Origin of the sequence: Planobispora longispora, from assembly GCF_016863135.1 — a bacterium.
Classification (GTDB): Bacteria; Actinomycetota; Actinomycetes; order Streptosporangiales; family Streptosporangiaceae; genus Planobispora; species Planobispora longispora.
In genome coordinates this window covers 153,577-163,121 of sequence record NZ_BOOH01000017.1, presented here as the reverse complement: position 1 = coordinate 163,121, position 9,545 = coordinate 153,577, and the positions used below count along the sequence as shown (strand labels likewise).

11 protein-coding genes are annotated in these 9,545 nt (G+C 72.3%); 5 read left to right on the top strand and 6 right to left on the bottom strand.

What is annotated here, in order from left to right:
- Positions 1 to 170: 170 nt before the first annotated feature.
- The 5 genes from Plo01_RS10655 to Plo01_RS10635 form a co-directional block, all read right to left on the bottom strand.
- A complete protein-coding gene (locus Plo01_RS10655; RefSeq protein WP_203890364.1) occupies positions 171 to 413 on the bottom strand; it encodes a hypothetical protein in 243 nt (80 codons plus the stop codon).
- 57 nt (positions 414 to 470) lie between these two features.
- Positions 471 to 1,937 carry an MFS transporter gene (locus tag Plo01_RS10650; RefSeq protein WP_203890363.1) on the bottom strand — a complete coding sequence of 489 codons (1,467 nt, stop codon included), beginning with the start codon at positions 1,935 to 1,937 and terminating at the stop codon, positions 471 to 473.
- An 86-nt stretch (positions 1,938 to 2,023) separates the two neighbouring features.
- Entirely contained in the window at positions 2,024 to 2,512 is a 489-nt protein-coding gene (locus tag Plo01_RS10645; protein ID WP_203890362.1) for a MarR family winged helix-turn-helix transcriptional regulator, read from the bottom strand.
- 53 nt (positions 2,513 to 2,565) lie between these two features.
- Positions 2,566 to 3,600: a pyridoxamine 5'-phosphate oxidase family protein gene (locus Plo01_RS10640; protein ID WP_203890361.1), complete on the bottom strand. Its 1,035-nt coding sequence runs from the start codon at positions 3,598 to 3,600 to the stop codon at positions 2,566 to 2,568.
- Between the two features lie 152 nt (positions 3,601 to 3,752).
- The gene (locus Plo01_RS10635; protein ID WP_203890360.1) at positions 3,753 to 4,247 is read right to left on the bottom strand and encodes a MarR family winged helix-turn-helix transcriptional regulator; all 495 of its coding nucleotides are present in this window, start codon (positions 4,245 to 4,247) and stop codon (positions 3,753 to 3,755) included.
- A 120-nt stretch (positions 4,248 to 4,367) separates the two neighbouring features.
- On the opposite strand from Plo01_RS10635, the gene Plo01_RS10630 reads away from it, so the two are divergent.
- From Plo01_RS10630 to Plo01_RS10610, 5 genes are all read left to right on the top strand, one after another.
- Positions 4,368 to 4,946 (top strand): NADPH-dependent F420 reductase, encoded by a 579-nt coding sequence (locus Plo01_RS10630; protein WP_203890359.1) that lies wholly within the window; start codon positions 4,368 to 4,370, stop codon positions 4,944 to 4,946.
- A gap of 178 nt (positions 4,947 to 5,124) precedes the next feature.
- Complete coding sequence (locus Plo01_RS10625) at positions 5,125 to 6,084, top strand: ABC transporter ATP-binding protein (RefSeq protein ID WP_203890358.1); 960 nt, start codon at positions 5,125 to 5,127, stop codon at positions 6,082 to 6,084.
- Entirely contained in the window at positions 6,081 to 6,860 is a 780-nt protein-coding gene (locus Plo01_RS10620; RefSeq protein ID WP_203890357.1) for a hypothetical protein, read from the top strand. Before Plo01_RS10625 ends, Plo01_RS10620 begins: the two co-directional genes overlap by 4 nt.
- Before the next feature lie 85 nt (positions 6,861 to 6,945).
- On the top strand, positions 6,946 to 7,656 hold the full coding sequence (locus tag Plo01_RS10615) for a response regulator transcription factor (RefSeq protein ID WP_203890356.1): 711 nt from the start codon (positions 6,946 to 6,948) through the stop codon (positions 7,654 to 7,656).
- On the top strand, positions 7,653 to 9,203 hold the full coding sequence (locus Plo01_RS10610; protein ID WP_203890355.1) for a sensor histidine kinase: 1,551 nt from the start codon (positions 7,653 to 7,655) through the stop codon (positions 9,201 to 9,203). The genes Plo01_RS10615 and Plo01_RS10610 overlap by 4 nt, the downstream gene beginning before the upstream one ends.
- 64 nt (positions 9,204 to 9,267) lie before the next feature.
- On the opposite strand, the gene Plo01_RS10605 is transcribed toward Plo01_RS10610, so the two are convergent.
- Entirely contained in the window at positions 9,268 to 9,525 is a 258-nt protein-coding gene (locus Plo01_RS10605; RefSeq protein ID WP_203890354.1) for a TfoX/Sxy family protein, read from the bottom strand.
- Positions 9,526 to 9,545: the final 20 nt, after the last annotated feature.

Below are 9,545 nucleotides of genomic sequence, written 5' to 3'. Positions count from 1 at the left end.
GCTTTCACGGGGACCCGCTCCCCGTGAAGGGCCCTCGAAAGGGATCTGCTCCCTGGAAGGGATCCGCTTCCCGAGGAGCGGGTCCCCGGATGATGGCACGCACGCGAACGAGGCCGGCGGAGATCACTCCGCCGGCCTCGCCGTGTCCGGGTGCGGCGGCCCCGCCCGCCTCACTCGCTGCTGCCGTCCGTCCTTCCCTCGGTCTCCCCGCCGGTTTTCTCGCCCGGGCGCGAGTGAGCGGGTTCCGGCATGGCCGCCCCCAGGCCGGACGCGTGCTCGGCGGGGTTCTGCAACGCGTCGGGGAAGGAGCTCCCGGGCGGCGCGCCCTCCCCTTCATCGGTGTGGCGCTCCCGCGGATCGCCGGGAAGGTCGGCGTCCGGCATCTCGCTTCTGTCGAATCCGGTGTCCTTCATACGGCCCATCTACCCGGGCGGCCCTGCCCCTACCACCGGCCTGACCCGCCCCGCCGGTCACCGGCTCGCGACGGCGGCCCGGTCCTGGGCGGACGGGGCGGCGGCGTCCGGCTCGGGCCGGCGGAGGACGACGAGCCCCACGGCGAACGCGGCGACGAGCAGCCCGGCGGAGATGGCGAACGCCAGCTGGTAGCCGCCGGTCAACGCGCTCGCCTGGCTCTCACCCGCGGCCAGCAGGTGTTCGGTGCGGGAGGCCGCCATCGTGGACAGCACCGCGACGCCGATGGCCATGCCGACCTGCTGGGTGGTGTTGAACAGTCCGGAGGCCAGGCCCGCGTCGCTCTCCTGGGCGCCGGACATGCCGAGCGTGGCCAGCGCCGGGAGCACCAGCCCGCCACCGGAGATCAGCAGCATCACCGGGAGCAGGTGGGTGACGTAGCCGGCGTCCACCGGGATCCGGGTGAGCAGGCTCATCGCCCCGACGAGGAGCGCCAGGCCGGCCAGCAGGACGGTGCGGGCGCCGAAGCGCGCGCTGAGCCGGGCGGAGACGAACAGGGAGATCGAGCCGATGCCCACCGCGGCCGGGAGCATGGCCAGGCCGGTGTCCAGCGCGCCGTACCCCAGGACCCGCTGCATGTAGAGCGCGACGAGGACCTGGAAGGCGAACATCCCGGACAGGGCCAGCATCTGGGCGAGGTTGGCGCCCGCCACGTTGCGCGAGCGCAGGATCCGCAGCGGCATGAGCGGCGCCCCGGCCGTGGCCTGCCGTACGACGAACGCGGCGAGCAGCGCCAGCGACACCGCGCCCAGGCCGAGGGTGTGGGCGGCGAGCCAGCCGTACTGCTCGACCTTGACGACGGTGTAGATGCCCAGCATGAGGCCGGAGGTGACCAGGACGGCCCCGACGACGTCGGCCCCGGCGGCCGGGCCGACCCCCCGGTCGGCGGGCAGCACCCGGAGCGCCAGCGCGACGGTGACCAGCCCGATCGGCACGTTGACAAGGAAGATCCACTGCCAGCTGAGGGCATCGGTGAGCACCCCGCCGAGGACCTGGCCGATCGAGGCGCCCGCGGCCCCGGTGAAGCTGAAGACGGCGATGGCCTTGCCGCGCTCGCCGGGCTCGGTGAACAGCGTCACCAGGATGCCCAGCACGACGGCCGAGGCCATGGCGCTCCCGACGCCCTGCAGGAACCGGGCGGCGATCAGCAGGCCGGGACCGGTGGCCGCGCCCGCCAGCAGCGAGGCGGCGGTGAAGACGACGTTCCCGGCCAGGAACATCTTCCGGCGGCCGATCAGGTCGCCGAGCCGCCCGGCCAGGAGCAGCAGCCCGCCGAAGGCGATCAGATAGGCGTTGACGATCCAGCTCAGCCCGGCGGGCGAGAAGCCCAGTTCCCGCTGGATGGCGGGCATCGCCACGGTCACGATGCTGCCGTCCAGGATGGTCATCAGTCCGGCGGCGGACAGCACTCCGAGTGCGGTCCAGCGTGAGTTCCGCAGGCTCCGCGGGTTATGCGCGTTCGACATGGTCTCTCCCGTTCAAGGTCGACAGGAGAGACCGTAACAGATGGTTCCGTAATAATCTATCTCTATTGGACTTATCTCTATCGGGCCTACTTGCTCCGCTCCCGCGCCCGCCGCACCTGCTTCGGCGTCTCCGCCGGAGCGGCCAGATGCCCTGTCACCAAGCGGTTCAGGGCGCGGACCAGGACCTCGCGCTCGTCGTCGGGCAGCGAGGCCAGGGCGGTACGGTGCACGCCGTCCACGATCTCCTGGCTCCGCCCGGCGATCTCGGCGCCCGCCTCGGTGACCGCGATGATCCGGGCCCGGCGGTCCACGGCGGACGGGCGGCGCTCGGCGTATCCCGCCTTCTCCAGCGCGTCGACGGTGACCACCATCGTGGTCTTGTCCATGTCGCCGAGCTCGGCCAGCTGGATCTGGGTGCGCTCCTCCTCCAGCGCGTGCACCAGCACGCAGTGCATGCGCGGCGTCAACCCGATCTCGGCGAGCGCCGCCGTCATCTGGGAGCGCAGCACGTGACCGGTGTGATCGAGCAGGAAGGACAGATCCGTTTCGGTACGGGTGGGAGCCATCGCAGTCATGCCGCCAGCCTACCCATATAATCCCGCGGCAGATTATCCGCCAGCGGATCGACTCACCGGGGACGGCGCAGGACGGGAACGGGCTGGCCGCGCCGGGCGGCCTCACGTTCCAGCCGCGGCTTCAGGGCGCGGGCACCGGTCATCATCTTGCGCAGTTGCTGGACGGCGTTGCCGCTCATGCTGAAGTCCGGCAGCACCCGCTCCACCCGCACGTGCACCCCGTCGGCGACCGGCGTGGCCCGCCCCACCAGCACGACGTTGTCCTGACCGCCCAGGTCCTCGCGGTGCCCGTGGAAGGTCAGGCAGACCTGCCCCGACGCCGCGGAGCCGAGCGGGCAGGTCCGCACGACGAAGCCGTCGTCCACCCGCCGGACGCCGAGCGAGCGCAGCGGCAGCGGCCAGCCGTCGGCCCCGGTGGAGGTCAGCACCGGATTGCCGAAGCGGAGCGCCTGATCCGCCCGGGGACGCCAGTCCGCGGGCGCCGCCATCCACGGCGCGTTCCGGCCGGCGGGGGCGGGATCGGAGGGCGGCGCGGTCACCTCGCCCGCCGCCTGCCAGCGCCGCGGCTCGGCGTCGAGCCGCCCGCCCGGCCACCACGACATCCGCAGGGGGGTGACCTCGATCCAGATCCGGCTCCAGTACCAGGCCTGGCGTCGCATCAGGAACCACGACCTCCCGGTGATCGCCCCCGGGAACTTGGCCGCCACCGCGCGCAGGAAACGGTCGGTGTTGGCCTGCAGGTCGGCGTCCCGTACGGTGGCCAGCCCCTGGACCAGGACGACCGGCGCGTCGGTGAGCCCCGATCCCGTGGGGTCGGAGAACAGCAGGGCCACCCGGGGATCGCGCCTGGCCCGCTCGGCCTTGGCCGGATAGGTCAGCCCGGTGGTCACCTCGAGCGTGCGGCCCCCCTCGCCCACGAAGGGCCCGACGGGCCAGGTGACGGGGAGACCGGAGCGGGTGAGGGAGGCGTACTCGCAGGTGAACGAGCGCTCGAACAGGTCGGTCACCTCCTGCGGCCAGGCCGCGGCCTGCCCGTCCCGGCCACTCCGCTCGGCCTGCTCCGCCTGCGCATCCCGGCCGGCAGACATCCGTGGCGTCATATGCGTCATCTCTTCCACTCCCTAGCTGACGGCTCTCTTGCCGAGGACATGGCAAGAGGGTCTCCGAGAGCACTTGGCGGCCAGTTGGGGACGACCTGAGGGACGGCCTCACCCGAGCCTGCGCGTCCGGGGAGAGGCGCTCAGCGGGAGCGCGCCTTGCGCGGCGGATGAAGCTGGACGGTGTCGCGCAGGCGGGCGCGGGTGGCGTCCATGATGGCGGCGAGCTGGGCGACCTGGTCAGGGGTGAGGGAGTCGAGGAGACCCGCGCGGACCGCCTCCACGTGGCCGGGCGCGGTCGTCTCCAGCACCCGGCGTCCCTTCTCGGTGATGGCGGCGAGCACGCGGCGTTCGTCGTCGGGGGCGTCCTCGCGGCGCAGGAGGCCCGCCTTCTCCAGCTGGGCGACCTGGTAGGTGATGCCGCTACGGGAGGAGACGAGACGCTCGGCCAGGTCGGTCATGCACAGGCGCTTCTCAGGGCTCTCGTTGAGCCGGTGCAGGATGTCGTACTGCACCGTGGTGACCCCGCCGACCTCGCGCAGTTGCTGTTCGACCATGCGGTGGAGCAGGTCGGAGGTCTCCAGGAAGCCGGTCCAGGCGCGCAGTTCGGTCTCGTTCAGCCAGCGCGGTTCACTCATGTCCCCACGATACCCGGATTGCTTCCAATTCGAAGCACATGTACAGTCATCAGTGCTTCGAATTCGAAGCAAACCGCCCATGTGCTTCACATTCGAAGCATTCAGGAAGGGGAGCATCTCATGAAGATCACTATTCTCGGCTCCGGCAACGTCGGCTCCGCCCTCGCCTCCCGCCTCACCGCGATCGGACACGAGGTCGTCACCACCAGCACCGCGACCGGCCCGGACCGCACGGCCGCGCAGGCCGCGCAGGCCGACGTCGTGATCCTGGCGGTGCCGTTCGCCGCCGTCGGAGCACTCGACGCCCGGGTCAAGACGGCCCTCTCGGGCAAGATCGTGGTCGACGCCACCAACCCGCTGGCCCCCGACTTCATGTCGCTGACCGTCGGCCACACCGTCTCCGGCGGCGAGCAGGTGGCCGCCTCCCTGCCGGGCGCTCATGTCGTGAAGGCCTTCAACACCGTTTTCGCCGCTCTCCTGGGCGAGGACGGCGGCGGCCGCTTCCTGCCGGTCACCGGGGACGACGAGACCGCCAAGAAGACCGTCCTCGACCTCGGCGCGCAGCTCGGCTTCGACGCCGTGGACGCCGGCCCGCTGTCCAACGCCCGCTACACCGAGCCGGCGGTCGAGTTGCTCATCCAGCTCGCCTACGGCCGGGGGCTGGGTGACCGCGTCGCCTTCACTCTCACCCGCGCCTGACCGGCTTCCTCCGGGCACCCCGTACCGTTCGCCGCTGAGAGTTTCCAAAGAGCCGCACGCCCGGCGGGGCCGGATTCCGCCGTGTCACCGCCGTGTCACCGCCGCGGGCCGGGCGGCTCACAGAAGGCTCACAGATCCTCTCCGGGATCGTCCAGCCCGCTGCCGCAGGATTCGTCGCATGATCGAGCTACGACAGCTGACCAAGCGCTACGGCCGGGTCACGGCGGTGGACGACCTGAGCTTCGACGTCAGACCGGGAGTGGTCACCGGTTTCCTCGGCCCGAACGGCGCGGGCAAGACGACGACGATGCGGATGATCCTGGGCCTCGACGCGCCGACGAGCGGCGCGGCCACGATCCGGGGGCGCCGCTACACGGATCTCCCCGCGCCGATGCACGAGGTCGGCGTGCTCCTGGACGCCCGCGCGACGCACCCGCGCAGGAGCGTCCTCGACCACCTGAAGTGCCTGGCGCAGAGCAACGGCATCGCGCGGAGCCGGATCGAGGAGGTGCTCGGGCTCGTCGGCCTCTCCCCGGTCGCCCACCGGCGCGCGGGCGGCCTGTCCCTGGGGATGAGCCAGCGGCTCGGCATCGCCGCGGCCCTGCTCGGAGATCCGGAGGTGCTGATGTTCGACGAGCCGGTCAACGGGCTCGACCCGGAAGGCGTCGTGTGGATCCGCACCCTCATGCGGGGCCTCGCCGCCGAGGGCCGCACGGTGCTGGTCTCCAGTCATCTGATGAGCGAGATGGCGCTGACCGCCGACCGTCTGGTCGTCATCGGCCGCGGGCGGCTGCTCGCCGACGTCGAGCTCGACGAGTTCATCCGTGCGAGCTCGCGCGAGAGTGTGCTGGTGCGCACTCCGGACGCGGAGGAGCTCGCCTGCCGGCTGCGCGACGCGGGCGCGGCCGTACGGCCGGACGCGGAGGACGGGCTGGTGGTGGAGGGAACGGAGAGCGCGGTGATCGGCAAAGTGGCGATGGCCCACGGAGTGGTCCTGCACGAGCTGACGCCGCACCGGATCTCCCTGGAGGAGGCGTACATGGAACTCACCCGGGGCAGCGTGGAGTTCGGCGCGTCCGGCACAAAGCCCGGCAGTGACCGCGTGGAGTTCGGCGCTCACGGCGGGGGCGGGCGATGACCGTCTCCCCCGCCACCGTCCTGCACTCGGAGTGGACCAAGTTCCGCACCATCCGCGCCACCGGATGCGTGCTGGCCGGCGCCTTCGTGGCCGCGCTCGGCTACGCCTATCTCTTCGGCACCGCGAACGGCAGGGCCTACGCGGGCGCCCTTCCCGAGGAGCAGACGTCCTTCGACCCCATGGAGACCGCCTTCCGATCTCTCGCCCTCGCGCAGTTGCTCGTCAGCGCCGTCGGCGTGCTGACCGTCACCGCGGAGTACGTCACCGGAACGATGCGGACCAGCGCCACCGTCGTTCCCCGGCGGGGACGGCTCCTGGCGGGCAAGGCCGCCCTCGTCGCCATGATCATGATCTTCTGCGGACCGCTCATCGCCCTCGGATCCTTCCTGCTCAGCCAGGCGATGCTCGCCGCCCAGGGTGCTCCGAGCGCCGCCCTGACGGATCCGGGCGTACCGGGGTCGATCATGGGCGGCGGGCTGTACCTGACCCTGATCGGCCTGTACGGCGTCGCCATGGGGTTCCTGCTGCGCAGGACGGCGGGGGCGGTCACCCTCGGGTCGTTCCTGTTGCTGCTGCCCGCCTCGGCGCCCCTCTTCCCCGACCGGCTGGCCGAGTGGGTCGTGACGTACTGGCCGAGCAGCGCGGGCATGGGCATGTTCGCCCCCGCCCCGTCCTCCGGCGCCCTCCCGCCCCCTCTGGGGTTCGTCCTGCTCGCCGCGGCCGTCCTGGCCCTGCTGCTGGGCGGGTTCGCCGTCTTCCGCTCGCGGGACGTCTGACGCGGCGCGCCGATCTTTATCCTCGGAGGAGACGCCCGTCCCGAAGGGAACGCGACCGGAGAGAACCGGTCCCGGGAGGAGACGCATGGACGGACACCGGCTGCTCGTGGTCGACGACGAGCCCGTGGTGCGGGAGCTGCTCTCGGCCACCCTGCGCTTCGCCGGCTACACGGTCGGCTCCGCCGCCACCGGCTCCGAGGCGCTGGAGGCCGCCCGGCACGACCCGCCCGACCTGGTGCTGCTGGACGTGATGCTGCCGGACCTGGACGGCTTCGAGGTCATCCGCAGGCTCAGGGAGCTCCCCCGGCCGTTGAGCGCCGGCCGTCCGGGCCAGATCCCCGTGCTGTTCCTCACCGCCCGCGACGCCGCGGCGGACAAGGTCAACGGGCTGCGGCTGGGCGGCGACGACTACGTGACCAAGCCGTTCGACCTGGAGGAGCTGCTCGCGCGGATCCAGGCGGTGCTCCGCCGTACCGGACTCGCGCCCGACGACCGGACGTTGCGGGCAGGCGACCTGGAGCTCGACCCCGACGGCCACCAGGTGTGCAGGTCGGGCCGTCCGGTACGGCTGTCGCCCACCGAGTTCCGGCTGCTGCACTACCTGATCCTGAACGCGGGGAAGGCGGTCTCCAAGGCCCAGATCCTCGAACACGTCTGGCAGTACGACTTCGCGGGCGATTCCAGCATCGTCGACACCTACGTGAGCTACCTGCGACGCAAGATCGACACCGTCGAGCCCAAGCTCATCCACACCCTGCACGGGGTCGGATACGTGCTGCGCAGGCCCAGGGCATGACCGGGAAGGGAGAGACCGCGTCGGCGGGCTCCGGCAGACCGGCGCGGCGCCTCAGAGGTCTCTCGCTCAGGGGCCGCCTCCTTTCGATCACCACGGCCCTGCTGGTGGCCGGGCTGGTGGTGAGCAGCACGGTCGCGATCGCCGCCCTCCGCTCCCACCTGGTCAGCCGGGTGGACGGGCAGGTGAAGCCGCTGGCGACGCTGCTGGCACGCGTCGCTCCCGAAGCCGTGCCGCCCGCCTCCCAGGAGAGCGGGCGGGCCGCCCTGCGCATGCTCCCCGGCATGGACGTCCTCGATCAGGTGCACATCGTCTACCTCGCACCTGACGGAACCCCCCAGTACCAGACCAGCCTGGCGGCACGGGGCCGGGAGCAGGGGCCGCGGCTCCCGCCGCTCGACGCCGGGGCCGTCGCCCGGCTCGGCGGCCGGCCCTTCGACGTGCCGGGGCCGGGCTCCGGCACGCCGAACTGGCGGGTGGTCGCGGTGCCACTGGCCGCGCGGCAATCGCCGCCGGGCCATGCCCTCCCCGCGGAGAGCGGCAGCGTCGTCGTGGCCGCGTCGCTGGAGGGGGTGCGATCCACGCTCACCCGCCTGGCCCTGGTCTGCCTCGTCACGTCGCTCGTCCTGCTCGCCCTGCTGGCCGCCATCGGCTGGTTCGCGATCGGAAGGGGGCTGCGCCCGCTGCGCGGGATCGAGGAGACCGCGGCCGCCATCGCCGAGGGCGACCTGTCCCGGCGGGTTCCCGACCTGACGGCTCCGGGAACCGAGGTGAGCCGCCTGTCGGCCGCGATCAACGGCATGCTCGGCCAGCTGGAGAGGGCCTTCGCCGGCAGGGAGGCGTCGGAGGCCCGGATGCGGCGCTTCGTCGCGGACGCCAGCCACGAGCTGCGCACGCCGCTCTTCGGGATCAAGGGCTTCTCCGAGCTGCACCGGATGGGCGGCCTGCCCGACGTCGACCGGGCCATGCGCCGCATCGAGAGCGAGGCGGGGCGCCTCACCCGGCTGATCGAAGACCTGCTGCTGCTGGCCCGCCTGGACGAGGGCGAGAGCGCCCCGCCGATGGAGCTCACCCCGATGGACCTGCGCACGCTCGCCGTCGACGCCCACCACGACCTGCAGGCGCTGGACTCCGCCCGCCGCATCGCCCTGACCGGCCCGGACGGCGGCCCTCCCGGGAAGGCCCCGGTCCACGGGGACGAGGCCAGGCTCCGGCAGGTCACGGCCAACCTCGTCGGCAACGCCGTCGCCCACACCCCGCCGGGCACCCCGGTCCGGGTCGGCGTCGGGATGGTCGGGGACGAGGCCGTACTCGTGATCGAGGACACCGGTCCCGGGATGACCGCCGAGCAGGCGGCGCGCGTGTTCGAGCGCTTCTACCGCGTGGAGGACTCGCGCAGCCGCACCGCGGGAGGCGGCGCGGGCCTGGGTCTGGCCATCGTCGGCTCCATCGTCACCGCCCACGGCGGCCGCATGGAACTGCGCACCGCTCCCGATCAGGGCGCCGCCTTCCGCATGGTCCTGCCCGCGGCTCCGGACCCCGCGCCGTAGAGGACCCGCGTCATAGAAGCTCCACACCGTAGAAGGCCCGCGCCGCAGAAGGTTCCGCGGCTCCTCAGGGACCTCCCTCCGCGAGCTCGGCCAGGAGCTCCCGCTTGCGCTCGGCGGGGATGAGACGCCAGTCGATGTCGGCCAGCGCGCCCTCCAACGCCCACAGGGCGTTCAGCGACAACCCCGGTATCGCGGCGTCCTGAAGCCGGCGGTAAACCTCCACCGCGCCGATCCCGGCCAGTTGATCGGCGTCGTGGACCCCCACCCGCCCCAGCCAATCCTCACTCTTGGGCCCCAGGTTGCGCAGGTCGCCGATTCTCATCCCACCATCCTCGACGCCGC

Bases quoted from the DNA above. Each gene is read 5' to 3' on its own strand.
- Plo01_RS10655 (WP_203890364.1), bottom strand. From the start codon at position 413: ATGAAGGACACCGGATTCGACAGAAGCGAGATGCCGGACGCCGACCTT.
- Plo01_RS10650 (WP_203890363.1), bottom strand. From the start codon at position 1,937: ATGTCGAACGCGCATAACCCGCGGAGCCTGCGGAACTCACGCTGGACC.
- Plo01_RS10645 (WP_203890362.1), bottom strand. From the start codon at position 2,512: ATGACTGCGATGGCTCCCACCCGTACCGAAACGGATCTGTCCTTCCTG.
- Plo01_RS10640 (WP_203890361.1), bottom strand. From the start codon at position 3,600: ATGTCTGCCGGCCGGGATGCGCAGGCGGAGCAGGCCGAGCGGAGTGGC.
- Plo01_RS10635 (WP_203890360.1), bottom strand. From the start codon at position 4,247: ATGAGTGAACCGCGCTGGCTGAACGAGACCGAACTGCGCGCCTGGACC.
- Plo01_RS10630 (WP_203890359.1), top strand. From the start codon at position 4,368: ATGAAGATCACTATTCTCGGCTCCGGCAACGTCGGCTCCGCCCTCGCC.
- Plo01_RS10625 (WP_203890358.1), top strand. From the start codon at position 5,125: ATGATCGAGCTACGACAGCTGACCAAGCGCTACGGCCGGGTCACGGCG.
- Plo01_RS10620 (WP_203890357.1), top strand. From the start codon at position 6,081: ATGACCGTCTCCCCCGCCACCGTCCTGCACTCGGAGTGGACCAAGTTC.
- Plo01_RS10615 (WP_203890356.1), top strand. From the start codon at position 6,946: ATGGACGGACACCGGCTGCTCGTGGTCGACGACGAGCCCGTGGTGCGG.
- Plo01_RS10610 (WP_203890355.1), top strand. From the start codon at position 7,653: ATGACCGGGAAGGGAGAGACCGCGTCGGCGGGCTCCGGCAGACCGGCG.
- Plo01_RS10605 (WP_203890354.1), bottom strand. From the start codon at position 9,525: ATGAGAATCGGCGACCTGCGCAACCTGGGGCCCAAGAGTGAGGATTGG.